This window comes from Sinomonas sp. G460-2, from assembly GCF_047759905.1.
Classification (GTDB): Bacteria; Actinomycetota; Actinomycetes; order Actinomycetales; family Micrococcaceae; genus Sinomonas.
Genome location: NZ_JBKZWT010000025.1, coordinates 1 through 26,622, shown reverse-complemented (window position 1 = coordinate 26,622; position 26,622 = coordinate 1). Strand labels below are relative to the sequence as shown.

General features: G+C 66.9%; 21 protein-coding genes and 1 pseudogene. 13 read left to right on the top strand and 9 right to left on the bottom strand.

Going from position 1 to position 26,622, the window contains the following annotated elements; all coding sequences use genetic code 11:
• Positions 1 to 86 precede the first annotated feature (86 nt).
• Positions 87 to 1,340 (top strand): IS256 family transposase, encoded by a 1,254-nt coding sequence (locus tag ACLN58_RS04875; protein WP_415854154.1) that lies wholly within the window; start codon positions 87 to 89, stop codon positions 1,338 to 1,340.
• A gap of 270 nt (positions 1,341 to 1,610) precedes the next feature.
• Here the strand turns inward: ACLN58_RS04875 and ACLN58_RS04870 are convergent, their stop codons facing one another.
• Together ACLN58_RS04870 and ACLN58_RS04865 are read right to left on the bottom strand one after the other, a co-directional pair.
• Positions 1,611 to 2,744: a GMC oxidoreductase gene (locus tag ACLN58_RS04870; protein WP_415854153.1), complete on the bottom strand. Its 1,134-nt coding sequence runs from the start codon at positions 2,742 to 2,744 to the stop codon at positions 1,611 to 1,613.
• Between the two features lie 67 nt (positions 2,745 to 2,811).
• On the bottom strand, positions 2,812 to 3,396 hold the full coding sequence (locus ACLN58_RS04865; protein WP_415854152.1) for an NAD(P)-binding protein: 585 nt from the start codon (positions 3,394 to 3,396) through the stop codon (positions 2,812 to 2,814).
• A gap of 240 nt (positions 3,397 to 3,636) precedes the next feature.
• Here ACLN58_RS04865 and ACLN58_RS04860 point away from each other — a divergent pair, with 240 nt between their 5' ends.
• Complete coding sequence (locus tag ACLN58_RS04860) at positions 3,637 to 6,714, top strand: tetratricopeptide repeat protein (RefSeq protein WP_415854151.1); 3,078 nt, start codon at positions 3,637 to 3,639, stop codon at positions 6,712 to 6,714.
• A 192-nt stretch (positions 6,715 to 6,906) separates the two neighbouring features.
• On the opposite strand, the gene ACLN58_RS04855 is transcribed toward ACLN58_RS04860, so the two are convergent.
• Positions 6,907 to 7,911: a hypothetical protein gene (locus tag ACLN58_RS04855; RefSeq protein WP_415854150.1), complete on the bottom strand. Its 1,005-nt coding sequence runs from the start codon at positions 7,909 to 7,911 to the stop codon at positions 6,907 to 6,909.
• A gap of 18 nt (positions 7,912 to 7,929) precedes the next feature.
• Positions 7,930 to 8,595 (bottom strand): hypothetical protein, encoded by a 666-nt coding sequence (locus ACLN58_RS04850; RefSeq protein WP_415854149.1) that lies wholly within the window; start codon positions 8,593 to 8,595, stop codon positions 7,930 to 7,932.
• A 1,033-nt stretch (positions 8,596 to 9,628) separates the two neighbouring features.
• Between ACLN58_RS04850 and ACLN58_RS04845 the strand changes: the two genes are divergently transcribed.
• The 5 genes from ACLN58_RS04845 (at position 9,629) to ACLN58_RS04825 (ending at position 18,020) form a co-directional block, all read left to right on the top strand.
• Complete coding sequence (locus ACLN58_RS04845) at positions 9,629 to 10,399, top strand: DUF2637 domain-containing protein (RefSeq protein WP_415854148.1); 771 nt, start codon at positions 9,629 to 9,631, stop codon at positions 10,397 to 10,399.
• Between the two features lie 67 nt (positions 10,400 to 10,466).
• A complete protein-coding gene (locus tag ACLN58_RS04840; RefSeq protein WP_415854147.1) occupies positions 10,467 to 11,126 on the top strand; it encodes a DUF3841 domain-containing protein in 660 nt (219 codons plus the stop codon).
• Positions 11,127 to 12,347: 1,221 nt separating this feature from the next.
• Entirely contained in the window at positions 12,348 to 15,488 is a 3,141-nt protein-coding gene (locus tag ACLN58_RS04835; protein WP_415854146.1) for a hypothetical protein, read from the top strand.
• 2,036 nt (positions 15,489 to 17,524) lie between these two features.
• Positions 17,525 to 17,686, top strand: a complete 162-nt coding sequence (locus ACLN58_RS04830) for a hypothetical protein (RefSeq protein ID WP_415854145.1) — start codon at positions 17,525 to 17,527, stop codon at positions 17,684 to 17,686.
• Between the two features lie 202 nt (positions 17,687 to 17,888).
• A complete protein-coding gene (locus ACLN58_RS04825; RefSeq protein ID WP_415854144.1) occupies positions 17,889 to 18,020 on the top strand; it encodes a hypothetical protein in 132 nt (43 codons plus the stop codon).
• Here ACLN58_RS04825 and ACLN58_RS04820 read toward each other — a convergent pair.
• On the bottom strand, positions 18,017 to 18,559 hold the full coding sequence (locus ACLN58_RS04820; protein ID WP_415854143.1) for a hypothetical protein: 543 nt from the start codon (positions 18,557 to 18,559) through the stop codon (positions 18,017 to 18,019). The two genes, ACLN58_RS04825 and ACLN58_RS04820, sit on opposite strands and share 4 nt — an antisense overlap.
• 123 nt (positions 18,560 to 18,682) lie before the next feature.
• Here ACLN58_RS04820 and ACLN58_RS04815 point away from each other — a divergent pair, with 123 nt between their 5' ends.
• Both ACLN58_RS04815 and ACLN58_RS04810 read left to right on the top strand, forming a co-directional pair.
• Entirely contained in the window at positions 18,683 to 18,931 is a 249-nt protein-coding gene (locus tag ACLN58_RS04815; RefSeq protein ID WP_415854142.1) for a hypothetical protein, read from the top strand.
• A complete protein-coding gene (locus ACLN58_RS04810; RefSeq protein WP_415854141.1) occupies positions 18,928 to 19,248 on the top strand; it encodes a hypothetical protein in 321 nt (106 codons plus the stop codon). Before ACLN58_RS04815 ends, ACLN58_RS04810 begins: the two co-directional genes overlap by 4 nt.
• 341 nt (positions 19,249 to 19,589) lie before the next feature.
• Here ACLN58_RS04810 and ACLN58_RS04805 read toward each other — a convergent pair whose 3' ends face one another.
• The gene (locus ACLN58_RS04805) at positions 19,590 to 20,003 is read right to left on the bottom strand and encodes a hypothetical protein (protein WP_415854140.1); all 414 of its coding nucleotides are present in this window, start codon (positions 20,001 to 20,003) and stop codon (positions 19,590 to 19,592) included.
• Positions 20,004 to 20,098: 95 nt separating this feature from the next.
• Between ACLN58_RS04805 and ACLN58_RS04800 the strand changes: the two genes are divergently transcribed.
• From ACLN58_RS04800 to ACLN58_RS04785, 4 genes are all read left to right on the top strand, one after another.
• On the top strand, positions 20,099 to 20,719 hold the full coding sequence (locus ACLN58_RS04800; RefSeq protein WP_415854139.1) for a uridine kinase: 621 nt from the start codon (positions 20,099 to 20,101) through the stop codon (positions 20,717 to 20,719).
• Positions 20,720 to 20,887: 168 nt separating this feature from the next.
• Positions 20,888 to 21,385 carry a hypothetical protein gene (locus ACLN58_RS04795; RefSeq protein ID WP_415854138.1) on the top strand — a complete coding sequence of 166 codons (498 nt, stop codon included), beginning with the start codon at positions 20,888 to 20,890 and terminating at the stop codon, positions 21,383 to 21,385.
• A gap of 205 nt (positions 21,386 to 21,590) precedes the next feature.
• Entirely contained in the window at positions 21,591 to 21,983 is a 393-nt protein-coding gene (locus tag ACLN58_RS04790) for a hypothetical protein (protein WP_415854137.1), read from the top strand.
• Positions 21,904 to 22,491 (top strand): GIY-YIG nuclease family protein, encoded by a 588-nt coding sequence (locus tag ACLN58_RS04785; protein ID WP_415854136.1) that lies wholly within the window; start codon positions 21,904 to 21,906, stop codon positions 22,489 to 22,491. The genes ACLN58_RS04790 and ACLN58_RS04785 overlap by 80 nt, the downstream gene beginning before the upstream one ends.
• A 90-nt stretch (positions 22,492 to 22,581) precedes the next feature.
• On the opposite strand, the pseudogene ACLN58_RS04780 reads toward ACLN58_RS04785, so the two are convergent.
• From ACLN58_RS04780 to ACLN58_RS04770, 3 genes and pseudogenes are all read right to left on the bottom strand, one after another.
• Positions 22,582 to 23,472, bottom strand: a pseudogene (locus ACLN58_RS04780) (CpaF family protein); the annotation flags it as partial.
• A gap of 167 nt (positions 23,473 to 23,639) precedes the next feature.
• The gene (locus ACLN58_RS04775) at positions 23,640 to 24,476 is read right to left on the bottom strand and encodes a CHAD domain-containing protein (protein WP_415854135.1); all 837 of its coding nucleotides are present in this window, start codon (positions 24,474 to 24,476) and stop codon (positions 23,640 to 23,642) included.
• A gap of 88 nt (positions 24,477 to 24,564) precedes the next feature.
• Positions 24,565 to 26,367, bottom strand: coding sequence for a M12 family metallo-peptidase (locus ACLN58_RS04770; protein ID WP_415854134.1), 1,803 nt, complete (start codon positions 26,365 to 26,367; stop codon positions 24,565 to 24,567).
• Between the last annotated feature and the right edge of the window lie 255 nt (positions 26,368 to 26,622).

The window sequence follows — 26,622 nt, the reverse complement described above, 5'->3', positions numbered from 1 at the left end:
GGGACTGTCGCTTGAACGGTGTTTGGGTCCGGCCTGATTGAAAGGATCAGGCCGTGTCGAACACGACCGAGCTGTTTGAAGACCAGATGATCGATCCCGTGACGGGAGAGATCATCGATCAGAAGGAACTCGCCGAGCGGCTGCTGGCCCAGGCCAAGGAGCAGGGCGTGTCCCTGGTCGGACCGGGCGGGCTGCTGGCCGGGCTGACGAAGACGGTGCTCGAGACCGCCCTGGAGGCCGAGCTCACCGAGCATCTCGGGCACGAGCACGGGGAGACCCCGCAGGGGTCGAACATCCGCAACGGGACGAGGCCCAAGACGGTGCTGACCCAGATCGGGCCAGTGCAGATCGAGGTCCCGCGGGACCGGGACGGTTCCTTCTCCCCGGTGATCGTGCCCAAGCGTGCCCGCCGGCTGGGCGGGGTCGATGAGATCGTGCTGTCCCTCTCTGCCCGCGGGCTCACCACCGGGGAGATAGCCGCGCACTTCGACGAGGTCTACGGGGCCGCTGTGTCCAAGGACACCGTCAGCAGGATCACGGAGAAGGTCGCCGGGGAGATGGCCGAATGGTCCTCCCGGCCCCTGGACCCGGTATATCCGGTGCTGTTCGTCGACGCTATCCACGTCAAGGTCCGCGACGGGCAGGTGCGGAACATGCCGTTCTACGTGGTCCTGGGCGTCACGGTGGGCGGGGAACGCGACATCCTGGGGATCTGGGCCGGCGGGGAGGGAGGCGAGGGCGCGAGGTTCTGGCTGGGCGTGTTCGCCGAGCTGAAGAACCGCGGCGTCAAGGACGTCCTGATCGCCGTGTGCGACGGGCTCAAGGGCCTGCCCGAGGCGATCACCACCACCTGGGAACGCACCGTGGTCCAACAATGTGTCGTGCACCTGATCCGGAACTCGTTCCGGTACGCGGGACGCCAGCACCGCGACGCGATCGCCAAGGCCCTCAAGCCGGTCTACACGGCCCCGTCCGAGGCCGCGGCGAAGGACAGGTTCGCCGAGTTCGCCGCAGAGTGGGGGCACCGGTACCCGGCGATCGTCCGGCTCTGGGAGGCGGCGTGGGCCGAGTTCGTGCCGTTCCTCGAGTACGACGTGGAGATCCGCAAGGTCATCTGCACGACGAATTCGATCGAGTCGATTAACGCCCGGTACAGGAGGGCCGTCAGAGCGCGGGGCCACTTCCCCACCGAGGCCGCGGCCCTGAAATGCCTCTACCTCGTCACCCGCTCGCTTGACCCCACCGGCGGCGGGCGGGCACGCTGGGTGGCCAGGTGGAAAGCACCGCTGAACGCGTTCGCCATCACCTTCGACGGCCGCCTCGAACGGCCAGCCAACTAGAAGAACGCCGGACTCAAACACCGTTCGTCAGACAGTCCCGGCAGTCTGGCGCACCGGGCGGCCAAGCGGTCCCTCGCGCGCTACTGGGCCGCCTCGGGGTTCGAGAAGGCCGACGGCGATTGGATGTACAAGCTCGTCTGAGAGCAGCCCTCAGGACCAGATGACAGAAAGACATGCGCGCGGAAGGTGACCGGTGTGTCATGCGCTTCGAATGATTCGGCTTCAACGCGCGCGACTGCCCGGACGACAGTCGCTATGAAAGATGGATCGTCACATGAGATGGTCGGCCAGTCTGAGGGCGAGGGCTGCTAGGGTCAAACTCGGGTTGGCCGCGGGCGACGTGGGAAAGACGGAGTTGTCGCACGCGAAGAGGTTGTCGTAGTCGAGGAACTTCAGGTCAGCGTCAACGATTCCTGTGCCGTCTCCTGCCATCCTCAGCGTCCCCACCTCATGCGCCACGCCGCCGAGGTCGGCGTCCAGCAGCCCGAGGCCGTTCTCGCCGAGGACCGGCTCGGCGCCGAACTTGTTGAAGAACGCGCCCGCGAGCTGGTCCGCCTCCGCAAGGTCGCGTGCGGAGGGAAGCGTGCGGTTGACCATCACGGTCACTGGGTCGCCGGGCGCGCCCGCGGCCGTCAGGTAGTTGTCCTCGTTGAGGTCTGCGTACGACATGAAGACCAACTCGCACATCATCCAGTCACCACGTTCGGCCCGTTCCTGGGCCAGATGCTCGGGATCAATGTACCGACCTTGGTTGAACTCGGAGCCGAGCTCGACGACGATGTCGAAGGCATGCTGGCCGGGGGCGGCCTGGGGGTGACGAAGGAGGATCTTCGCCGAATCGCCAGGGCTTGTCAGCTCGGAGCCTGGGGGGAGGGTGAAATGCCGGTAGCGGATGGTGTGGTCGGTGAGCCCACGCCCGATCTTCCCGTTGGGGTCGTGCAGCTGGCTCTGCAGAGCGATCTTGGCCGACTCGATCGTTCCGGCCGCCAAGACGACCTTCTTTGCTCGGAACGTGCGCTGTACCTGGGACAGCAGGTCCCAGCCCTGAACGCCTACGACCTGCTGCGGATTGTTCTGGTCGGTCAAGACCGACCAGACAGCGAAGTTGAGGTTGATCGTAGGGCGTGCCCTGTTCAGCCCCAGGTCGTCCGCCATGAAGTCCTCGAGGAGAAGATCGGCCGTGGAGAAGAAGCCCGCTGGGATGGACAGAGCTGTTGCCCCGATGTACTGCACTGCCACGGATGCATCGGTCGCCGTGTATCCCGCCACCGCGTCCTCGACCGCGTTCCGGGCCTGGACCTGATAGGCCGAGTCGGATAGAGATGCACAGTCGAGAGCGCTCTCGCCCTCCGGGTAGCCCAGACCGAGAAGGTACTGGCTCCACTGGGGCCGGCCATGCGGCAAGCTCCCAAGCCTCCTGACGTGGAATGAGGCCGCCCCAGAAGATCGAGCGTCCGCCGAGGTTGAACCCCTAGCCGCCGGCGAACTGTGAGCCGCCGGCGTTCTGGTAGTTCACGACCTTGGAGTCGGGCCACAGGGACCACACGTGCTTGTCGAACTGGCCGATCCTCAGGTGGCGCGGGAGATTCCCGACGTGAGTGGGGAACAGGTACGAGCCCGCTTCGAGCACGAGCACGTCAGCTCCGGCATCGGCCAGCCTCGAGGCCAGGAGGCCCCCGCCCATCCCCGACCCAACGATCAGGACGTCGTACTCGTGGTTGGGGTCGAGGTTCCGCGCTATCAGTCGCTGCGGCACGATTCCGTGCTCGGTGACGAGCGCCTCGTCGCGCGGGAAGGCGACCTCGCCTTCGTTGTAGTTGATGACGCCGTTGAGCTCGGCCGGGGCGAGCTGCAGATTGTCCCCGGCCATCCAGTGTCCGGGCGCGAGCACGAACTTGAACGTCAGCCCGCCCTGGAACTCGTTCTCGTCGAGGTAGAAGGTCCACGCGCCATCGGTGTAAACGCCACCGCGGTCGAGGTTCCAATTCGGCGCCCGGCGCATCGTCACGGTCTGGCCAAGTACATATAGGTCGGTGACAAATCGGATGGTGAACATGCCGTACCCCAATCTCCGGCCGCCATCGCAGCGTCTCCAGCGGGAAATGCTGGCATCTGAGGGGCGGGCTAGTCAACGCTTGGACGGGCCCATTCAGGCTCAGCGTCTACTGCAAGAACTCCGGCCACGCATCACCCACCGCACACCTTCTAGACGTGACCTCGGAATGCTCTTCGCCGTGGTTGACGACACCGAGAACCGCCTCGTCCACGCCATCTTGCCCGTAGGGACCGCATTATCTTGAATTTCCCGAAGCCCAGCGCGTTAATCATCGCCATGAACCGGCTGTTCCAGAAGTTCAAGGCGTGGCTGGACGAACTGGACACCTCGGCCCGCGAACAAGAGAGCCGGGCGCGGCGTTCTGGGGCGCCCGCCGGCCATGTCATAGGGGCTGAGACTCTGCGCGCCTACTCAGCACTTCAGCGCCTGTGGGACGATGCGAAGGAGTCCGGTCCCATGCGCTTCGCCGTGGTCAAGGGTGGCCCAGGTTCCGGAAAGACGATGCTACTGGAGCTGCTCTACCAACATTGCGCCATGACCCAATCGAGGCCCAAGTATTGGCCCGACGCTCTGAGCCCCACACGACCCCGCGGAGGCGGTCCCCCAGGAGCGGGTGACATCTTCCCGGATCCGGTCAAGCCCGAAAAGGGTTCACGGCTGTGGTACTTCTGGTGGGGTTTGCGAGGCTCAACCGGTCGAAGCGCGGCAATCGAGGGGCAGGCACAGCTGATGCCACACCTCGATCCGATCAACGATGCGGTCCGTGAGGCTGATCGGCTGACCCAAATCAGGCTGAGGGCCCTTCTCGACACAGCGCGCTTGCTGGAAACGTTCCTCCCCGTTCCTGGGATAGTGAGCGATGTCGTTGCGCCGTTTCTCGACGGGGCGTTCGATGGAACCGAAGTCGCCAAGAAGATCGGGCAATCATTCCAAACTCCCCGAGGCCTGATCGACCGTGCCTTGGCGGCCGGCGGGAACCAAGAGCTTTCCATTTTCACCGAGGGTGCCACGCAGGACGCGGCCTCGAACAACGCTCGGGAAATCGCCTTGGCTTCCGGCCTGTTCCCCTGGGCCATCGTCGTCGATGACGCCGAGGCCTTGGACCCAATCACTACGGCCATGCTGAAGACGATTCGCAGCAATCAGGAAGCTCGGGGCCTGATGGTCCTCGCAATGGACGCTGAGAGTCCATTTCTGAGCACTACTGCCGATGCTGACGGCAAGGCAACGAAACCTACCGTCCTCGTCGACTGGCTGGCAGCAGAGGAACGATCCGGGACACTTTCTGTCACATACTTGAGGCCCATGGAACAGGCCGAAATGAACGAAATCGGCCTACAGTACCTGCAGGCGACAGGGGCGCAGGACATCGACGCCGCCTCGTTGGCCGGGGTCGTCGCCGCCAGCCACGGCTCGCCTGGTCGACTGCTTTCCCTCCTCGGCCTACCAGCCGTCCGCGAACCCGTCCTCGGCGCAGGAAGCCTGCCGCCGGATCTCGACCTGGTCGCGCCGAACGCCGAGATAACCCAGCGATTCAACAGCCTCCCTGAGAAAATGCGAATCCTGCTGGCGGAGGTAAGCCTCGCTGGGTGGGCCGTTCCAGCACGATGGCTGGTTCAGCTCCCCGGTGGCCATCCGAGCGTCGGCCTTCCAATGACCCCGGCGGGCCTACAAGAGGCTATCTCGACCGGGTGGATCAAGGACGACCAGAGCGGGTTCGTTCGGTTCCATTCGGAGGCGGCCCGAAAAGCCGCGCTGGGCGCTGTGCCGAGGCATCTAACCCCAGAGCGCCAGCGCGGAGTACTTCAGTCGGTTGCGGAGCACATCAATACCGCACGGGCTGATGGGTCCTGGACAGACTTCCCTCCCGCCGTCTGCGAGAGTCTCCTTACAGCGCTCACCAGCGAAACCGCACGGCGCTGCGATTTCCAGTCAGCAGGCGATTGGGAGGCCGAGCTGATCCGAATCAGACTAGCCACAGGACGAACCGGGGCAGACGAAACGACAATCGCGCGACTAGAGGAAAGGCTCCGCACAGGACGCCCGTCTGCAGCGGTCGTCGCCGCCACCGCCGAGGCCCTTTTCGATGCGGGCCACACACAGCGAGGCCTGGACCTACTTGAGCACGACTTAAGTCACATGGCAGCTCTGTATGGCGTGACGGATCTGGTGACTCTTTCCGCTCGATGGAATCTGGCCGCGTACCGTGCGGCGATGGCGCGAACGCGCCTGGGCTATCCTGATGCACCCCCGCTGTTCGAGCTCGCAATTGCCGAGTACCGCGGACTCATTGATGCACTTGAGGGCGGAAGGCGTGTTTCGACGACCACAAAGGTGAGGAACGAGTACAGCGACAAAATCATGTCGGCACACAACGACATTGCCCACATATTGGCAGGCTTGTACAGGTTCCGGGAGGCTGCGAACGAGATTGCACAATACCTTCATGGCTTGGCCGAACACCCCGATTTTGGCCCGGATCATCCTAAGACGATACCTGCCCGAATCGACTTCGCCTGTTGGACCGGGGAGGCGGACGATCCTGCCCGGGCATGCGAACTCCTGACTGCTCTCGTCCCAGACAGCGCCAGCATCCTAGGGCCAGAACACCGCTACACCCTGTCCTCCCGCGGCAACCTCGCCTATTGGATTGGGGAGGCGGGTGATGCGGAGCGGGCACGTGACCTCTTCGCCGAGCTGGTGCGCGACTATCAGCGAGTCCTGGGGCCCAACCACCCCGAGACCCTGAGCGCCCGCGCCAACCTCGCCTCGTACACGGGCGAAGCGGGCGATCCCGCCGAGGCGCGTGACCTCTTCGAGACACTCGTCCCCGACTATGCGCGCGTCCTGGGGCCAGACCACCCTGCCACCTTGATGGCCCGCGCAAACCTCGCCTCGTACACGGGCGAAGCGGGCGATCCCGCCGAGGCGCGTGACCTCCTCGAGACACTCGTCCCCGACAGGACGCGCGTCCTGGGGCCAGACCACCTCCACACCCTGCACTCCCGCAACGATCTCGCATCGTACGCTGGGGTGGCGGGCGACCCCGCGCGGGCACGAGATCTCCTAGAGGCGCTCGTCTCCGATTGTGCCCGCGCCCTAGGCCCGGAACACGCCGACACTCTGCAACTCCGCGGCAACCTCGCCTATTGGATCAGAGAAGCCGGCAATCCTGCTCAAGCATGTGAGCTCCTAAAGGCGCTCGCCTCCGATTGTGCCCGCGCCATTGGCCCCAATCACCCCCTCACCTTGCGCTACCTCAAGCGTCTTGCCGATTGGCAAGAAGCTCTGACAGGTGCAGCAACTGATGAACAATAGACCTGTGAGCCGTGGGCGACAGGATGCAATCACTTGTCTAAACAATCCGTCGGATCAGATGTCCATGTCGTCGTGGACACCGACCGTGGCAACACGATGCGACCGTCCGACCCGCGCCAGAAATGCATGCGCCGAGCCGATGCAGTCTTGACCTGCAGGCTCACCCGCCATGCGCTCCCCAGCACCGGGTCCTCAAGCCGGCCGCGCCGCCGCGTAGGCGATGCATGTCCCTGCCCGGCTGACGGTCCGCGAGGCCGGAGAGGACTTCGACGGCGACTGCGACGCGGTCCGGACGTCCCCGCGCAGGCGGACATTGGCACGATGCAGCTCGGCGGCGAGCCGGTCGGCGTCCCGGAGGACGCGGACCTGATCGTCGAGGATGTCGTTCTTGTCCCGGTTCAGGCCGGCGATCCTGGGGTTGAACCGGGCGACTTCCTGGCTAAGGCCCGGGGTGAGAGTCGGCACCGGCCCATTCTGCGGCTTGGCCTTGGCCCCGGCGAGCTCGTCGTTGAGCGCTGCCACGGCTTCGTTCAGATGGCGGTTCTCGTCCTTGAGGGCGTCGTTCTCCCCCAAGACGGCCTCGAGCGCGGCGCGCGCCGCATCGAAGGCAGCGAGGGCATCACGGGCGGGCCGGGCCGTGAACGCCTCCACGGTCGCCTTGGGCGCTGGCGCTGCGACTGCTGGGGCGGCAGGCGCCGACGGCTCCGGGGCGGCCTGGGGCTCGCTGGGCCAGGTGATCCACGGTTCGCCGCCATCGACGAACGGCGGGACGATGCCGGCCGGCTCCGGGTCTTCCACCGTGACGAGCCGCCACGCCTTCCCGTCAGCCCGGCCGGCCAGCGCCACGAGCACGGCGACCACCGTGCCGGGGTCGGCCCCTGCGCGGTGCTTCACCTCGAGGCCGGGGAAGAGCATGACGGTCTTCTCGGTGGCTACGAGCGCGAGCTGGACGGTGTCCACGGCAGCGTGGTCCGCTGCCTCCGCCGGGGTGTTGCGGCCCCCGATCGCCAGAACTCCGTCCGCGACCATGCCCGAGACCTCCAACCCCGGCGGCAGCAGCTGTGAGGCGTCGAAGGCGTCGCCGCATGACGGCAGGACGACACGCGCGACCGTTCCGTCGTCGAGCCCGACCAGCGCCGCGTCGGGCCCCATGAAGACCGAAACAGTGCCGGTGACGGTGGGCCGCTCCTCGACCACCTCCCTGGGTTCCGGGGCTCATTGGCGCAGTTGATAGGAGTATTCGAGGGGCGCCATCGCCTCGATGTCACGGGCGATGCTTGCCAGCGAGTCGCGCGCTTCAGCTTCGGTGTACGCGGTGCGCAGCACCGATTTCCAGTGGGCGCGCATACACGAGTTCCCGGGCGGGTAGGAGCGTGCCGCTCCCCCATACACTGACGCGTTCTCCGGCATGGCGTCCTCGAAGTCGAACGTGACGCCGCCGTTGGCCAGCAGGTGCTCATCCGCGTCGGCGCCGAGCACTTCGGCGACGTCGGCTGGTTTGAACCAGGGGCCTTCCTTGGCGGAGGTGATGACCACGACTGGCTTCTCCCGGTGCGGGTCCATCAAGACGGCGGCAAGCTCCTCGGCGTCGCGCTCGGTGTGGACGAGCCGGTAGGCAGTTGAGAGTTCCATGCATGGGGCGGCCACGTGGTGCTCCTCGAAGGCATAGATGGGAGGTCTGCTGTCGTGGTCGCCATGTGTGCGGCTCTCCGGCTCGGGCCGTCCTCGAACGCAGCGCAGGTTCGCCTCCCAATCGGTGACCATGCCGCGCAGCAGTTCCACAGCCCGCTCGGTACGGCCCTTGAGCACGATGCTCGGCTTGTGGATCGTGACGTGGTCCAAGGTGCGGTACCGGTGGCGGAATTCGACCGACATGCCCATGAACCCGTCACCGTCGACGCGAACCCGGAGGCCACGCCTGTCGCGCCCGTAGTGGCTGTACGCGCCCGGCTGGCGGGCACCCCGCACCAGCGCCGGGAAAACCCGTGCGGGTCGTGAGAACGCTCGTCCGAGGCGGCCAGCTCAGTCAGGGCGGCCAGCTTCGCCTTCACGGTCTCCGCCTCGCGTCGCTTCGAGGTGATCCGCTTGCGGGCAGCGACCACCGACTGGGCGTCCACCGACCGGAGCGAACGCAGCCTCTTCACCGTGGCCAAAACTTCGGGTAATGGCCCAATGCTCAGCCATGACTGCGTTGTCTCGTGCCGAGCTCGGGGCTGTAGAAGGTAAACGCCGAATCATTGCTTGGCCGAATCCTTGCGATTCGACCAGACTATTCCGCGCCACGAGCGCCCTCCGATGCCTTCCTTCTCCTCCGCAACGACGCTTAGGTGGGAGAGGGATCGGTGTTCGTCCACCTCCAATCGCACTGACAAGGTCCTGCTAGACCAGACCTCGAGGATCAAGTCCGACGCCGCCCACCGCGAACCGCCTCGGCGATCACTACCGCGAATCCATCGCCGATGCCTGAAAACGTCGCCGAAGTCGCCAAGGAGGCCGAGATCGAACCGGCGGTCGGATCGAGGCCTACCTTGCCATCGGGTCGTGGTGAGCCGGGCCAAAAACGCGACCGCCAGGTCCTCCGTCTCAGGGCCGAGAAGGTCGCAGGCCACACCGCTTGCAGGATCGGTATGCCTTCAAGGAAGAGAGCGCTGGTTGGCCTCTACACCACGCCGGTCATGGATGCGGCTCGATCGACTCGCGAGGCCGCCCGCAGGGAGGGTGGTCCAAGGGTGGTCCACAAGGTGGTCCAAGGGGTGGTCCGCCCCTGGTCCGTGGACCACCCCGGAAGTTAGTCCATCCGCGGTCCACCGGGTGGTCCCAAGGTGGTCCACTTCTGGTCCTGTCGGTGGTCCAGCCTAGACTGGTCCACCCGGGCAGGATGACGCCCGGACAGCGTCGTGAGAGGGGCGGGACGATGGCCGTTTCGAGGGTCGAGGCCGACAGCCGGGGTGTCGCGATGACCGCACTCGGGCTCGTGGGCGTGCTCGCGGCAGCGAGCTTCACGCTCTCCTTCCAGGGCCTCATCCAGGCCGCGACATGGGCCGGGATCCCACCTCTCCTGCGCTGGCTGGTGCCGATCGTGGTCGACTCGACGATCCTCGTCTACGCCGTCGCCGCCGCAGTGCAGCGCGCGAGGGGCGAGGATACGCGGCTTTCGTGGGTGGCGATCGGGTTCTTCACCGCGGTGTCCGTTGCGGCGAACGCCGCCCATGTGCTCGCCCCAGACGGTGTTCCCTCGACCATCAGCCCGGCCGTCGTGTTCGGTGCTGCGCTGGCGGCCATCATGCCCCTGGCCCTGTTCTTCGCGACGGAGACGCTCGTCAGCCTGATCGTGGCGCCGCCGGTCGGCAGCGTCGCCCAGAGGCGGAAGCGGGCCCTCGCGACGCTGATGCTCGAGCAGGGTGTGGACCGGTCCGAGCTCGACGCGCGGACCACTTCTGGACCACGCGCGCGGACCACCCTTGGACCAGTGGACCGGGCAGGTGGACCACCTCGTGGACCAGGGCGTGGACCACTTAATGGACCACCCCGGCCGAAGGTAGAGATCGACCCCGCCGAGGTGCGCCGGCTGGCCGAGGCGGAGGGCCTGTCGCAGCGGGAGATCGCACGCCGTCTCGGAGTCTCCAAGACCAGCGTCGCACGCGCCCTGGCGGATGCTTCGAAGGACGTCCCCGCACCGGCCTGACCGTCTCACAATCCCTTAGGACTGGTGAGACACCCCTTTGTCGGTGCGGGGACGCATGATGAGGGGTGTGACCTTCCCGATCCGGACCGCCCGCCGCGACGCCGCCGTCCCGCCCGGGCGCATCGGCTACAACATCACGACCCCGACCATGCTGCTGCACACCGTCCAGACCGCCGACGCCCTCGACGAACTGCTCGAGACCGGGCGTCTCGTCCCCAACCCGGCCCGCGCCATGGAGGGCTACGACGACGCCTACGCCTGGCTCACCGGGCACATGGGGCGGCGGCTCCCCACGAGCGGGAAGGGGATGGTCTGGCTGTGGGCGAAGATCCGCCGGGAAGACCTGATCCACAACATCCGGTACGCCAGCAGGGGCGACGTCCTCCTGACCTGCCGCATCCCACGGGAGCGGTTAATGCTGTCCCAGTACGACGACTGGCATAACGTACTGAACGGGTTCCCGATCGTGCGGCCCCTGCCCGGTGAGGACGACGACGCCTACTCGGCGCGGTACGACGCCCGAACCGACGACCTCATCAACCGGGTCCACGCCGCAGGTGCGCGCCTCCAGGACCCCGAGGGGTGGCCAGCCGCGCTCCGTGACGAGCTCGAGTCCAGCTGGGAGGCGATCTTCGACACTGGCGCCTACCCGCGCACCTCCTACTGGCAGGCGACCGTCCACGAGCTCCGTGCCGAGGACGTCGTCGAGGCCGTCCGGCTCACCTGACCGAGGCATCATTCGCGGACCGATGACGTGAACTGAACTGGTTGCGATTCTCCCCCTCCCTGCAGACTCGGGAGCTGGTCACACAGCAACGTCGCCTCTGAGGCCCATTCGCCGAGGATGATGTCAAGGCAGACTCCGCGGAATGGGTCGATGGTGCCCCGCGCATAGTCACGGCGTTGGATGCCCAGCCAGCGGCCGAGTTCCCGCTCACGCTCGCTGTCGCCCGTGGGGGATGGCCAGCGACGGCGAGCATCTTTGAATCGGCCTATCTCCTGAACCGTTCGCCACTCGGCACGCATTCTCGCCATCCCTTTCAACTGATTTCTGCTCGCACCATCGGCCATGCGTAGAGGGCCGAGACACGGCTCAATGGAAGCCCATTCGCCCGCGCAGTTCGGGACGCAGCCGCACGGTCAGCTCGAAGTCTTCATCCTTGATGCCCTCGCCCAAAGCAAGTGGGTCCCAGATTGGCTGGCAAGCGCGACAACGGCATGGGAGATGACCGCAAAAGCGTCGCCCCGGGAAGGGTGCTAGTCCTCCTGGAGCGCAGTCATCACGCCATCCCGTGTGCGGGCTGCCTCCTCGACGCGCGCTCCGCCTCATGGACTTCGATGAGTACCCGGCGGAGTGCGACCGCAAGGCCTGCAGCGCCCAGTTGCCGCGGCCATGACCGTCAGGCGGAAGGCGGCGATCGTCGACGCGCTCATCGAGCTGCTAACCGAGAAGCTCGACGATCCGACCATAGCCCGGCCGGCTTCCTCTTCGGGGCTTTCGAAGCACCCCCGGGCGTTGGCTGGTCCAGCCGCTGGCGCTCAGCAGGGTCCGTGGACGCTTCTCGGCCCGAATCGCCCGCGACCGACATGCCCGACGTTCGCCCGACGCTGACCGACCGTGTCGGTCACGGAAAATCCGCGCCAGTGCTGGGATCCGGGCCCGTTCGGGAACCTTGACCGACATGACCGAGTTGCAGGTACGCGCTTATATCGGAAGGGAAATAGAGACGTCTTGAACCGAGGGCGAGGACTTTTCTCTTCTTCTTCATCATGAAGTACTTAAATTGTCGGTCGTGTCGGTCAAGAGGCCTCCCGCCCTACTGCCGACTGGGATCGAGGCTGACCGACGCCGTCGGCCAAACGTCGGGCACGTCGGTCACGAAAGCCCCGAAACGCCGTTCCGGCCATCGAGTGCGCCCGTGCCCCGGATGCCTGCATAGACGCGGGCATGACCACCAGCAGCACAGGTGCCGACACGGCGCCCGAAACCACCAGCGACGAGGCCACGGCCGAGCCCACCCTCGAGGAACAGGCCGAGGCGCTCATCGCCAAGTACGCTGCGGGCCCCGCCGCCGGCGCGGCCCGCAGCCTCCCCTCGTGGGGAATCAACGACTACGCCGTCACCATCACCGGAAGCGGGGCCTACAAGCTCTCCGGCTCGGCCGTCGCCCCGCTCGTCGCGGCAGCCCGCGGCTACCACCGCATCGACGAGGACAACTTCGCCACCGTCAAGGACATGGGCGTCCGCCCCAACACCAAGCAGGGCCAGCGCATGAAGCGCACCATGGGCACCCACGGCCTCGACGGGATGGCCATGCCCTGGTACAGCGTGAACGACATCTCAGCCCACCAGGCCAAGGGCGTCCCGCTCGTCCCGTTCACCTACCAGCTGCGCCCCGGCGTCCCCGAGGACAACGACAAGGGCAAGGCGATCAAGTACGAGTTCGTCTCCCAAGTCGGGACCCCCCTGGACGTGCACCCCGGTGTCCCCGCCGAGTTCATCGACGGGGCGCCGACCCTGATGATCGCAGAGGGGCTCCTCAAGGGCGACTCCGCCCTGTCCGCGTACCTGAAGCAGAACGGGGCCAGCTGGGACGACCTGGCGTTCGACGGCCCGCTCGAGGAGGCCCGCGAGAAGATGCGCGCCCTCATGGAGTCCATCCCGGAGAAGGACCGTGTTTTCATCTTCAACATCGGCGGGATCTACAACGACCGGCAGAACCCGGTCGACTGGCGCACCATCCTGCTGAAGAACCGTGCGGCGATCGTCGCCTACGACGCCGACTTCAAGACCAACCCGCACGTGTGGCGGGCGGCGAAGGGGATGGAGAACTTCCTCAAGGGCAAAGGCGTCGCCTCGGTCCGCTTCCTGGACCCGGACGTCATCGGCGAGAAGAAGCCCGGCGTGGACGACTTCCTCGCCCAGATCCCGGGCGGGTGGCCGGCGCTGATCGCGACGTGCATTGCTGACATCGGCCGCATGCCATCGCACCACAAACGGGGCGAAGTGAGGGTCTCGGATGACCAGATGAGCGTCGAGGAGTACGTGGCCGAGGAGGACGGAGAGGGGTACTGGAAGGAGGCCGTCGAGCTCGGCGGCCGGATCAAGTCCATCGAGGACCGCCGAAGCCCCACCAACAAGGAGACCGACACGCTCGTCTTCGACAGCGACGTCTCCTACGACGACATGGACGAATCCTCGGTCGAGATCGAGGTGACGTGGAAGGACGATCTCGGAGAGCCGATCAGCGCTACGGTCCGGGGCCCGGCGTCCCTGCTCGCGATGAACCCGCAGGACTGGGTCCGCGCCAGGGCGACCGTGCCGTCGCGGACCCTGCTCCTCAACCCGAACTGGCCCCCGAAGGGGCCCACGGGCGACCGGTGGCTGCGCGCAGTGAAGGCCAACCGCCGGCTGGAGACCCAGTCGAAGACGAAGTGGATGCGCATGGGCTGGGTTCCCGTCGAAGGCGGGGACCCAGTGTTCATCGCTGGGCAGACGATCGTCGGCGGCGGGGAACAGTTCGCCAAGACGGCCGAGGTGGGCGTCACCCCGGGTGTCATGCCAGTGTCCTCCTCGTACGGCGTCGGGGAGGACTACCCGGCCGCGAACTGGGACTCTCAGGAGTACCGTGACCTGGTCGCCTCTGACATCCGCGAGGTCGTCGCCCACTACGTGGACTCCGGCGCGTGGACGGACCCGGCCACCGGGGTGCTCGTGATGTGCATGGGCCTGCGCCCGGTCCTGCCGAACCGGCCCAAGGCAACGGGCTACTTCTGGGGGCCGAAGGGCAAAGGGAAAAGTTTCACCGCCCACCGGTGCATGCAGTTCTGGGCCGCGGTCCCGGGCCAGGACTGGATCGACAGGCTCCCGGGCGCGGCGTCCGACACGGCCGCGTACATGGAGAAGGCTGTCTCGCAGGCCCCGATCTGGGTGGTTGACGACCTTGCCCCGTCGACGTCGCAGCGTGCCGCTGAGGCGGGCGCCACGAAGCTCGAGGACCTGATCCGATCCATGTTCAACGACTCCGGCAAGGGGCGCATGAACGTGGACATGACCGCGCGTGCGCAGAACCGGCCGATGGCTCAGCTGATCGTCACGGCGGAGAACCGCCTGGCGACTGCGTCGGCGATGGAGCGCACGATCCCGGTGGCGATCGGCGACGGGGCCCTGTCCCCGTCGACGGAGGTCACGGACGCCCTCGTCCAGGTCGGCAAGGACGGCATCCCCGCCCGGCTCACCGCGCACCTGATCCAGTGGATCCAGCACCGCGCCCGCGAGTACCCGGGCCGGTGGGCAGGCTACCGCGCAGAGGTGCTCGACCGGCTCAACGAGGGCACGAAGGAGGACGTCAAGCGGCTCATGGAGGCTGCAGGGGCTGAGCGGTCGAAGATCGAGCGCACCTCGGACCTGATGGGCGATGTCCTGTCGGTGCTGCCGCTGCTGCAGGAGATGGCAGCGCGGGCAGGGGTCGAGGACGAGCTCGTAGACCGGCTCCTCGTAGACGGGATGGGTGTGCCGGTGGTGGAGAACGCGATAGACACCCACGCGGAGAACCGTGAGGCGGCCCCCGGCATGTCGCTCGTGCGGGCACTGAAGAACCTGCTGCAGTCGGGCCGGGCGCACGTCGTGGCCGTGGAGGACCCGTCGCGTGCACCGTTCGTGGGCTCGGACGAGCAGGAGCTCTCCCGGCAGGGGCTGACGAACAACCAGCTCGGCTGGATCGCGGGCGGCTCTGACGGGTCGATGCGCCCTGGCGGCGAGTCGATCGGGTTCCTGGTGAAGGTCCGGGACAAGGACGCGGTGCTGTTCTCCCGTGAGACGGCGTTCAACGCTGCCCAGCGTGCGTACCCGGACCTGATCCCCCCGGGCCAGGGCGCAGCGTCGGCGTGGATGGCAGTTTGGGACGAGGGCCTCGCGTGCGGCGTGTACCGGGAGAAGGGCCGCGGGAGCAAGGCGTCGTCGGTCTACCGGTACCGGTTCGGCGACCTGGATCTGCGCGGGGTCCCGGTGGACCTGCCGACCCTGTTCTCGGGCGGGCGCAACCACCGCGACATCGACGAGGACGGGCAGGATCTGCTCGCCGCGTGACCGCTCCCCAAGCGCTGGGGGCCCCAACGCCGCGTCCGGGCCCTCAGCCGCATCCGGGCGGGCGCGCTTCCGTGTGTGCAACAAAAGGACGGGGGCCGTCCCGGTGAAGCCGTGTCCGACTCGGCCCCAGCGGCACCGATGACCATGACGAGGACGCTGCAGATGTCTGGCCGGGCCGAGGCAGCGCCGTCACAGGATCAGCCCGGTCGACGTTGCCGTCGGCACTTTGCCGTCGCCACATCGGCCGCGGCTGAACCATAGGGAGCCCCGCAGCGGCGGTCGCCGAACTGATCTACAACCTGGCTCGGCAGCGATGGCGTGACCGGAACCGAGGCGACCGCCGCACGGCGCCCAGCGACGCGCTCGAGTTCCTCGCCCGCCTCGCTGCCACCTTGGACGACGGTCGCCTCGTCTGCACTCAAGAACAGGGGTTGTCAGCACGCAGGATTCAAGCACCCGCAGGCGACTGTCTTCACGATCCGGCGAGTCCTGTGCCATCACGGCACGGTCACCCGCATCGTGCTATCCGGTGCCCCCAGGCTAACCGTCGCGTCCGGCGCCCATTCCGGCAACACGTGGACTGCCCTCTCAGCCGCGCTCGACATCGACGGCGAGCACATCACTCGACCGGCCGGGAGAAGGCGAACGGAGTGCATGATTGGCGGAGCTCCTCTACTTCGCCGCCGCCCAGTCCGCCGCACGCGGCGCCGGGCGGTAGCCCACCGCTCGGACGGATTGCACGCCTGCGCTGCCCCAGCGGTAACGCAGGCCGGGCCATAGCCCCGACGTTCGAGCCGCTAGCCGGTGGCAGGGTGGCCATATCAAGAAGGGCTCGGTCGCTTCGCGACCTCGCCCGGCCCTCGTTGTGTACCCCGTGTTGCCCGGCGTCATGCCATGTCCTGTCCTGCTGGTTCAACACTTCGCCGCGTTCATCGTCATAGCTCTCTCGTGGGCCGAGGCTCCTGCGGGACGCGGCCCGAGCGGGTCGGATCTTGTCGTCGTGTTGGGACCCGGCCGACGGCGTGTTCGCCCTAGTGCAGCTGCCAGGCCTCTCCTTGCGGCCTGCGGCGGCGGTTCGTGCCGTCCTCCGGTCCGTGCGTCCCGTGGGGTTCGCGGCGTGAAGCCCGGCAGCTGCGCGGCCCGGTGCGGGTGAGCTGGCCCTGATGGTCTGACCAACACTTGCAGGTCCGGGTGCTGCTTCCCCAGGGTCGGGCACCTTGCGAAGCTCGTCTCGCCAGCGAGCCGTGAACATGTTGAACCGCTGTCCGACTGCCAGCGCGGACCGCTCATCGAGAGCCGGTCTACCCGTGGGCGCATCCACGCCCCTGCCCGATACACCCAAGCCCTCCCGGCACCCGCCGGGGGCGCAGCCCCTCTGGAAGACCCCGATGAGAAAGCCGATCACGAGCGGTGCCCGCACCCGCTGACGAGTGCGGTTGCCCCGCCCATACCCAAGGCCATGAGCCATCGGCTGACGGGACCCAAAGCCGGAGCGGGCCCTCTGGTCCCGGTTATGTGGGTTTCAGGCGTTCTAGGTTCGGGTGGCCGGGTTCCTGTGGGGCGTTAACTCGCAGGGTGGAGCCGCTGGGGTTGGGGGCTTGTCTCCACGCTTGGCCGTTAGCGTGGACATCCAGCGGATCCGGCTCGTCCGCACCGTAACCGTCGACGCGACCGCCGCAGGTTTCACGCAGCGACCAACGTGGTCCCGCCGCTGTCGCCCCTGCGGGGGCCGCGACCTGCTGACCCTCCGGAACGCGTTCGGCATGGATGGGGCAGTCCTCCTAGGCAGCACAGCCGTGTCGGCAACTCGGCCCTGCATCTGACGCACACCTTCGGCATCCGGGCCGAACCTAGCGTGCTCCCTCCGCACTCCCGCGCTTATCGTCGTTGAGGTCAAGGCTGCGGCACCCGCCAACGCCGGGGCGTGACACGCTCGCGCCTCCGGCCGCTGGCCCGATGGAAGCCGCCGTCGCTAACAGCATGCTCGTAGCGGGCACGAGGCTCGGGTCGGAGCGACCGTCGGACTTGCGTTCCGGGTGCTGGTCGCGCTGTTCGGAGTGATCGGCGGCGGTGGCGCGTTCTTCTGGATCGGACTCGTGGTCGCGGTCGTCGGCGGGATCATGGACGGGCGTGCGAACAACCGCATTCGCGCCGCCGAGCTCGAGCTCGCCAAGGCCCGCGCTGGCGGCGCCGGCTGAGACTACTGCTTCCGCTGCTGGCTCTGATGCTCGCGGCCCGCCGACCACTGTGGTTCATTTGGGGGAGATCGTCATGACGACCCTTGACAGTTCACGGCCGAGACCAGACCAGCTGTCCACGGCGCTACGTTCGGGGCCCCGCCGTCGTCCGGTTGGAGGGGGGCTTGGACTTCCGTGGCCGCTCGAGCCGCAGCGAGTACTGGTGGGCGTACGTGTTCGGGGCAAGTACGCCCACCAGTACCTGGTCGCCGTGTTCGGGATCGTCGACGGCATCGCCCGCTACGACGCCGTCAGGGCCCAGGCATTCGGGACGGGTTCCGTGCTGGCCGCCTAGGCACCTTTCCCGTCGAGACCGGGCAGCTTGTAGACGAACTTCTCCAGCGCGGCACGCCGCTTCACGAACGTGTCCCGCTGCGTGCACAGCCACTGGAAGATGCTCGACTGGTCCTCGAACCCTTTCACCGGTGTCCCCAGGGAGAGCGCCTTGGTGTATGCGTCGTATCTGGCGAGGGCGTCCCAGATGTCGTCCATCAGGGCGTACGCGGCCGCGCCGCGGAGCCGCTCGGTCGTGCCCTCCGTCTCTGCCTGCTTGCGCACCCAAAGGGCGACGACACCGAGCAGACCGGACACGAAAGACCATACGATCACCCCGGACTGGTCGATTAGCCGGCCGAGGCCACTGAACCCGGCGATGAACGCCGCAGCGGGCGTGGCCAGGGCCACCATGCTGCTGAGCGGGACCCAGATCCTCGCCTGTGTCCATGCTGCCTTGGCTTCAGCTTTGACCGAGCCGGCCATACCTCGGAGGTGCTTCACCACCTCGTCCCCATAGGTGTCAGATGCCTCGGAGTTCTGCTTGGGTTCTGCGGTCATGGATCAAAGGGTCGGGCCGGTGTGCCCACCGGTCAACGGTTCGTCGCATGGCGATGACGGACCAGGGTCCCACCGCACACATCGAGCCATCCCAGAGACAGTCCCGGCCGCGAGGAGGCCCCTATGAAGTCAGCAACCGTCGAACAGGTGCCTGTCGGCGCGTTCTATGTCGGCTCCATCTGCGAGGCCCGCTACGGGGTCGTTCAGTCGCGACGCAAGTGCAAGTGCCCCGACTGCCTCGTGCTCCCGTTCGAGGAACGCGGGCTCGAGGTCGTCGTCGGTGACGGCGTCTATAACTACACGATCCATCACCCACGGCCGGGGTCCTTCAAGACCCGCGACCAACTCGACCAGGAAGAGGCCGCGCAGTGACCACCCATCTGCCCAGGCATGAGGCAGCCGTGCTGCTCGACTCGGTCGCAGCCCAGCTCGGCAACACCCCAGGCGTCCTCATGGTCGCCCAGAAGGCCCTCGCCGAGGCCTACCGGGAGCACAACCTCGACGAGCCCGCTGAGGCGTGCGACGCGCGGCGCGGGCCAATGAGACGATCACCCCTACGGTGTGGCGGCTGCGGCGCACCGACCAGCTCCTGTCCGAGGCCACCGACGCTGTTCACGCTGTGCTCGAGTGGGCCGCGCCCCCGGCAGCCCCAGCACCGGATCTCGCGCCCCCTCGCGCGGGCAGCCTGAATGAAAGCGGCAGGCGCGGTGAGCCCAGTGGTGGACGAACCCACCGCTGTCCCGTCACAGACGGCATGATCCACCGAACCTTAGGCGATCGCATGGGCGCCCATCCCACCGCCGCTTCGATACTGGTCATCCTCGCCATCGCTGCGCTCTGCGTCGGCGGCCGGGTCCTCGGGTCGCCATCGCCAACGTCGGGTGCCAGACGACAGAGCAGGACAGCCCCGGCACCGCAAGGGTCTGCCCTCGGCCCGACCTCGAATACGTTCCGCTCGTCGGCTTCCCGGCCTGAAGGTCACCCCCGCGACGGCGCAGGTCCGCGTCGCCCGCCGCGGGGTCTGGGACTGTCAGGCCTCGGTTTCATCTTCGGCGGGGTACCGCTGGTACTCGGCCTCCATCGACTCGTGCGTGGTCGGCTCCTCCCCTGACTGGAGTTTCCCGAGGTAGGCCAGGATGCGCTCTTTCGGGGTCGGCTGATGATAGCCGGGGTCGGAACCGTCGTTCACCGTGTAGATCCGGTATGTCGTCGACCACAGCTCCTCGAAGGCTTCCCACAGCGCGGACCCGCGGGTGTCGTCGCCACCCCACGCGTGCACGTGTCCGAAGAAACACTTCCGGGTGCTGTCCTCCGACCTGACGACATCGGTCTGCCAGGTGTCCTCCCCTGTGGTCTCGAGGTGGGCAATGAGCGGGCCTAGATCGGCGAGCGTCTCGTACGCCCAGTCCCGGATCGTCTGGGCGCTCGTCTCGGGGGCTGCCACGGTTTTCCTGTCGTTGTCCCTGCCTTCTGGCTGCTGTCCCATGTGTGCGGAAGCATCGGCAGCACGCGCTATGCGCCGAAGGCGATAATCGACGGGTGCCCTCATACGCCCCGCTGACACCTGACGCGTTGGTTTTCATGGTTGCCGACCGCTGCCTGGCGCGCGCGGGCCGGATCAGGGTCGCCGTCGACGGCGCGAAAGCGGCCGCACCAGCCGACCTCGCATGGAGAATCGCCGCGAGGCTGCGCTCAACGGGCAGACCCGCGGAGGTGGTGGAGCTGAGGGATTACCTGCTGCCGGCCTCCCAGCGGCTGGAGTTCGGCCGTGAGGATCCGGACAGCTACCGGCAACGCTGGTTCGACTTCGCCGCGCTGGCCCGCGAGGTGCTGGACCCGCTCGCCGCATCGGGATCGGCGCAGTGGCTGCCGCGGCTGCGTGACCCGGAAACCGACCGCTCGGTTCGCGCCCAGCGGCAGCCGGCGCCTGCTGACCTGGTCCTGCTGGTGGCGGGGCCAATGCTGCTGGGCCGCTGGCTGGACTTTGACCTGTCCGTCGCTTTGCAGGTCGATGAGCGTGTGCTCCGCGAACGCACGCCGGCGGAGCTCGCTTTCACCGTGGACGGCGTCCTCGAACACGGTAAAGAGAACCGTGAGGAACCGGACATCCTGGTGCGGTACAACCACCCGGAACGACCCGCCGTCGCGGTTGCCGTCTGACCACGCCTGGTCGATCCTGTTCGCGCGCCTCGACACCGGGCGATCCCCGCAGGGTCGAGCCTGTCATGTCCCCCGAGCTCCGCCGTAAGCGGGGACCGAGGGCGGCCACATCCGAGGAGATCGCGGTCGAATAGGGTCACGAAGGCTGGCAAAGCCTATGGTGGGCCGGTGGATGACCTGGCCTCCCCTGACCTCAGCAAACGCTCCCTTGTGGATGCCCCGACGAATGGCTCGGTGCGCACGCTCGGCGATGTCCTGACCCGCGCCGGACGATCCTATGTACCGCCGATCGGGCTGGAGGACATCCTCGTCATCCGGCATGCCTTCAAGCCAGGCGACCCCATCCATCTGAACGGGCCCGAGGACCTGACCCAGGAACGCGTCATCGAGTACACCCGGGTCCAGTGGCCCGGCCGCTTCCCCTCCAAGCCGCCACGGTACTGGGTGATCTTGGTCGCGGACGGCGGGCTCCGCTCGCGCCTCTTCGGGGTTTTCGAGAACCACGGAGAGGTGAAGCGCAACGACATCGAGCGCATCTACGACCTGCGCCAGAGCAGCTTCCTCTCCGATCTGGCCGACCGGCTGGTCGTGGAGTACACAAGCCCCCGGTCGTGGTACCGGTATGGCAAGAGCGCCGAAGGACTGTCCGTGCTGGAGACGAGATAGCCGAGACGAGGACGACAGCTCGTCTGAACCGGCGTGGTGGGGCCGCTGCGCGGCGCCCTCCGGGGGGCAACGCCTGAAGGGATCCCGGTCGAGTAGATCCGGACAGCCGTGGAAGGGGCCCAAGCGCCGGAGTGGAGAGGAGCGTCTGCTATGCAGCTGCGCAGTATCGAGCGGGACCAGGCCGTCGGGATCTACGGTCATCGACATGGACGAACTTCAGCCTTCCGACATGGGCGAGGCGCCAGCCGCGTTGACCCCATCGACTGATCCGGCGGCACCTCTCACACTCGGGCATATCCTCACGGCAATGGGCGGATCCCATGTTGACCCGATTGGCCTAAAGGACATCCTCGTCATCCGGCACGCTGGCCTCGGACCGGACGACCTCGCGCCTGCGCCCCTCATCGCCTACACCCGAGTCCAGGTGCCGGGAGTGTTCTCCGCAACGCCGCCGAAATACTGGGTGATCCTGATCGCCGACGGCGGGCTCCGGTCTCGCCTCTGGGGCGTCCTGGAGAATGCCGGCGAAGTACATCGCACCGACACAGAAAGTCCATTTCGACCTGCGCCCGAGCGGCTTCCTCTCTGCCCTTGCTGACAGGCTTGTCGTGGAGTGGGCAGGCCGGAGCTGGTTCCGGTACGGGGTGAGCTCAGCCAACCTGTGCGTGTTGGAGATCGCCGACCGGGACCGGGTGCCTTTCCCAGGCTTCGACAGTGTGAGGCTCACATTCCGCGAGCTGCAGGCCATGGTGGAGGACGGCAGGTATGCCGAATGGCTTGTCGCCCTGAAAGCCGTTCAGGGTATCTACCTGATCACCGACTCCACCAACGGGAAGCAGTACGTGGGCAAGGCCGACGGCGCGGAGCGGATCCTCGGCCGATGGACCTCGTATGCCAAGGACGGGCACGGCGGCAACAAGGCCCTCCGGGAGCTCGCCTACGACAGCACGGGCGAGGACCCGGTGAAGACCGACCATGCCAGGCATTTCGTGTTCAGCCTCCTACGCGTGTTCGGCCCGTCGACGTCATCGACTGTGGTGGACGCCGCAGAGTCGCACTACAAGGAGGCGCTGATGACCCGGGCATTCGGCCTCAACCGCAACTGACCCGGCTACTTGGTCTTGCAGTATGGTTCGACTATCGCAGGAGCCGAAAAGACGCGCACGGACTCACAGCGCAGAGTATGGTGCACTTGTAATACCCGGCAGCCCGGAATTCAGGGCGATGAGCATGTCGAGGCTCTCCGCCTCGCGCACCTCCCCCACGACGAGCCGATCCGGCCTCATGCGCAGCGCCTCCTTGACGAGCCGCCGGAGCGGAATCTCACCTGCACCCTCGAGATTCGGCTGCCGGCATTGGAGGCCGACGACGTCCCGGAGCGGGAACTGGAGCTCGAAGATCTCCTCGACCGTCACGACGCGTTCCCGAAAGCCGATGGCGGCACCGAGGCAATTGAGAAGCGTCGTCTTGCCGGCCTGGGTCGCGCCGGAGACGAGGATGTTGAGGCCTCCCGCGACCGCGGCCGCAAGGAAGCGCGCCGCCTGGGGCGTCAGCGAGCCGAGCTCCACGAGATGGTCGAGGCGCGACGCGCGGGCCACGAACTTGCGGACATTGACGGCCCAGTGGCGCCGCGTGATGTCCGGGATGACCACATGAAGGCGCGAGCCGTCCGGAAGGGAGGCGTCAACGAACGGGCTCGAGAGGTCAAGACGCCTGCCCGAAGACTTGAGCATCCGCTCGACGAGATCCCTGATCTGCGCCTCGGACACCGCCACCGAGGTGAGCTCCGATGCGCCGCCGCGGGCGATGAACACCTCGTGCGGGGCATTGATCCAGATCTCTTCAATGCTCCGGTCGTCAAGGAGCGGCTGCAGCAAGCCGAAGCCGGCGACGGCATCGAACACCGTCTTTCTCGCGACATCCGCCTCGCCCAGAGGCGGAACGGCACCCAGCAAGGCCCGTTCGTCGTAATCCTCGACGGCGGCGTCGACGAGCCTCTTGATCTCGTCGGCCTGTCCGAGCGGGTCAAGGCCCCGCACGCGGATCAGCTCACGGACCTCGCCCTCGACGATGCGTATGGCATCCATACATCCCCCAAAGTGCAGCGCAGGCTGCTCCCTCTCGCCGCGGGCAGGTGCGGTGCCGCGGCGCGCCGGCTCCCCAGCCGACGAAACTCAGCGTAGCCGACGTCCCACAGCACGGAGTCCCGCTTCCTTGACCCTGTGGATAACCGGCAGCCATGCTGCCTGCGGGCTCACGCCGACGGCAACTCGGGCCTATGGATCGGCTCGGCCGCGACGGTCCGATAATCACCATCGCACGCCGTCAGGGCGCCGTCTTCCGCACCGAGGAGGCGCACGACGTCGTCCTCGCTAACGCCCTTGAGCCGCAGAGAGTCAACGAGCCACAGCTCGAGCTGCCAACAGTCGTTGACGGCCCCGAGGGCCTCCTGCCGCTTCTCTGCACCGACCGCGACGCGACCCGTGCCGTCCGCGGCCCACGCTTGCAGCGATTCGGCCATGTACCGGAGCCGCTTGAGTGCCTTGCGCTCGGCATGGAGATGCGTCCAACGTGCCGCACCCGGAGAAAAAGCTTGGGCCTCCGTCCTCAGCCGTTCGCACAACTCCCACTGCTGGCGGAGGAGGCCCGCCACGGCGTCGTCCGCGAACTCCGTGTTCCGGAGGCGTAGCGCCCTGGCGGCGCCCTCTGCGCTCCGGCGAAGCTGCTTGGGGTGAAGCTGGGCGAGCCCCGTATCGGCGCGCTCCTCGAGGTCTCGCCGGAGTGCAGGAAGGCTCGCGACATCCTGCGGCAGGGGCGGCTGGGAGAGTCGCTCGAGGGCCACTTGCGGATCCCGCACCGCGCCGAGATGACGGACGACGGCGCGCGCCGCCTTGAGCTGCGCCTTCTTCGCCTTGAACAGTGACTTCCCGTACCCGCCGTGGACCGACAGGACGCGCCGCAGGGCGGCCCGCGCGTCGTGAACCGCCTCGACGTCGCCAGCAGCAGCGGCAGGAATCAGCTCGAGGAGCTTGTCGAGATAGTGGTCAAGATAGCCGCCAATCGCGGCGGCGGCACTCGTCGCGGGATCCATGCCTTCAGTGTCCTCGCGTGACCGGGCGCACAGCAACGGCCCTTCCACCGGCGTTCGGCTGCAGGCGGACCGTGCCCTCGGTGACCCGTCAGTTGAAGATGATGTTGACCTGGCGCGCGAAGTTGCTGTTGGTCAGCTGCCACGTGCTGCCGCGCACGATGCCGACAGTCGAGCCGCCTACGCCATCCCAGTCGCCCGTCACGGGCGTATCGGCCGGGTTGCCATAAGGGAAGGCGTTGTCGACAGACTGGCCATTGTTGCTCAAGTAGAACCAGCCGTTGCGCCACACCCCGACCCCGAAGTTTCGACTACCGGTCCAGTTGCCCGTCAAAGGCTTGTCTCCGGGGTTGCCGAAGGGGAACGCGTATGCGACCCCGGGGTACGGATCAAGTGAATTGGTCAGGTACCACTGGCCGTTGCGCACCACGCCGATCGTTGTAACCCCGGTTCCATCCCAGTCGCCAGTCACGGGTGTGTCGGAGGGGAGCCCGTAATTAATGATCCTGTCCACTGACAGAGTCGAAATCGAGTTGGTGAGCTGCCACTGGCCATTACGGACGATACCAGGGGTGTCCACTCCGTCCCCGTTCCAGTCACCCACCACGGGCGTGTCGGTCCCGAGACCGTACCAGAAGCAGGCCGGTCCGTTTGTGGGCCTCTGGAGGCACCACTTCCCGTTCAGAACCCAGCCGCCGTAAGCCTTGCCACCACCCCACCAGCGCCCCGAGATGGGCGTCGCGCCGGCGGGCATCCCGATGTCCTGGCGGTGCTCGAGGGCGGGTGCGACCGTCACCGTCGCGGACGAGGCCGTTACCGAGTTGACCGTGACGGTTGTGCCGCCGTCGGTTGTGAACGTCTGGCCAGCCTGCCACGAGAGGTCGCTGCGGTAGTAGCCGCTGAACGGAGCGGTGGTCTGCGGGATCAGGACGGACTCGGTCGGGTCCGTGCTGGTCTTGATGACCTGAACCCCCTGATTCCCGCCCACCGCCGTCGGGGCGTCATAGCCCACGGGCGCCTTGTATTGGAGGTAATACTCCTCACCGGTCACCGGGTCCTGGAACTTGATCGCGCGGTTGGCGCCCGTCCCGGCCCATGGAGTCAGGGTGTATGTAGCCGACCGGGCCACCGTGCCGACATCGGCGATTTCGTTGCCGTTGCCGAAGCCGCCGAACTGGAACAGGACGGAATCGAGGTACGGCTCGTTGTATTGCGAGATGCCCATGACGTCCGTGTTGTTGCCGTATTCGCGCGACGTGCAATTGGTATCCGCGAACGCCCCGTTGACGATCCTCGAGTCGGGCCGCGAGTCGGTGCATTCGAGCGTGTTCGCGTGGCCAAGACCCTGTATGTGACCGAGTTCGTGAGTCATGACGGGGGGCGTGAACTGCGACGGCTGGGCAAGCATCACGCGCCCGCCCTCGCTCCCCGTGGACCACGTGACGCCTAGGGCGTTCGCGGTGCCGTTGACGGTGATATTGCTGGCCGGGTCAACGATCATGATGACCCTGTTAGCCGAATCCGTCCAGCGCAGCTGATTGGTGACCGCGTTCATAATCGTCACGAACTCATCCGTCGACGAGACCTGGGTCGAGAGATTCGACAACGAGTCGAGGCGCAGCGAAATATGGCCCGCTGAAACGGTCTGCCAATAGGAATTCGCGGTGTTGAACGCACTCTGCAAGGCGTTCGTGTCGTATGTCGCGGTCGGCTTGTCGCGCGTCTGGAGCGTCACGAGCGTGATGCCGATTTGAGCAGTGCGCTGCGGATAACTGAGGGCAGGCTGGACCGCCGACGGCGCGGCCGCCCGAGTAGGCTGGACCGCCGACGGCACGGCCGCCCGAGATGGAGCGGCCTGTGCCGGCGCGGCCACCGCGGCCCCCGCGCCGGTCACCAGGAGAGTGGAAATGAGTGCCGCCGCTGCGCGGCGCGCGGCACTCCCGAACATTAGCGACCCCATACACATTCCCATCACAGCTGACACAACCCTAGTGAACAGTACGAGATTCTCGACAGGGTTAGGAAGGGAACACAGCATGAATCAACACTTTTTCGGTCAAGCCATCAACCGTCGATGAAGAGGCGGCAGTCGACGAGCTCCCGTGCCGCCCAGATCCCAGCTCCAGGCCTCCGACGCGGGCTGACTGGC

What these genes read in the sequence shown, in the direction of transcription:
- ACLN58_RS04875 (WP_415854154.1), top strand. Translation starts at nt 87, where the DNA reads ATGATCGATCCCGTGACGGGAGAGATCATCGATCAGAAGGAACTCGCC.
- ACLN58_RS04865 (WP_415854152.1), bottom strand. Translation starts at nt 3,396, where the DNA reads ATGTTCACCATCCGATTTGTCACCGACCTATATGTACTTGGCCAGACC.
- ACLN58_RS04850 (WP_415854149.1), bottom strand. Translation starts at nt 8,595, where the DNA reads ATGGGCATGTCGGTCGAATTCCGCCACCGGTACCGCACCTTGGACCAC.
- ACLN58_RS04845 (WP_415854148.1), top strand. Translation starts at nt 9,629, where the DNA reads ATGGCCGTTTCGAGGGTCGAGGCCGACAGCCGGGGTGTCGCGATGACC.
- ACLN58_RS04835 (WP_415854146.1), top strand. Translation starts at nt 12,348, where the DNA reads ATGACCACCAGCAGCACAGGTGCCGACACGGCGCCCGAAACCACCAGC.
- ACLN58_RS04820 (WP_415854143.1), bottom strand. Translation starts at nt 18,559, where the DNA reads ATGACCGCAGAACCCAAGCAGAACTCCGAGGCATCTGACACCTATGGG.
- ACLN58_RS04815 (WP_415854142.1), top strand. Translation starts at nt 18,683, where the DNA reads ATGAAGTCAGCAACCGTCGAACAGGTGCCTGTCGGCGCGTTCTATGTC.
- ACLN58_RS04790 (WP_415854137.1), top strand. Translation starts at nt 21,591, where the DNA reads ATGGACGAACTTCAGCCTTCCGACATGGGCGAGGCGCCAGCCGCGTTG.
- ACLN58_RS04785 (WP_415854136.1), top strand. Translation starts at nt 21,904, where the DNA reads ATGCCGGCGAAGTACATCGCACCGACACAGAAAGTCCATTTCGACCTG.
- ACLN58_RS04775 (WP_415854135.1), bottom strand. Translation starts at nt 24,476, where the DNA reads ATGGATCCCGCGACGAGTGCCGCCGCCGCGATTGGCGGCTATCTTGAC.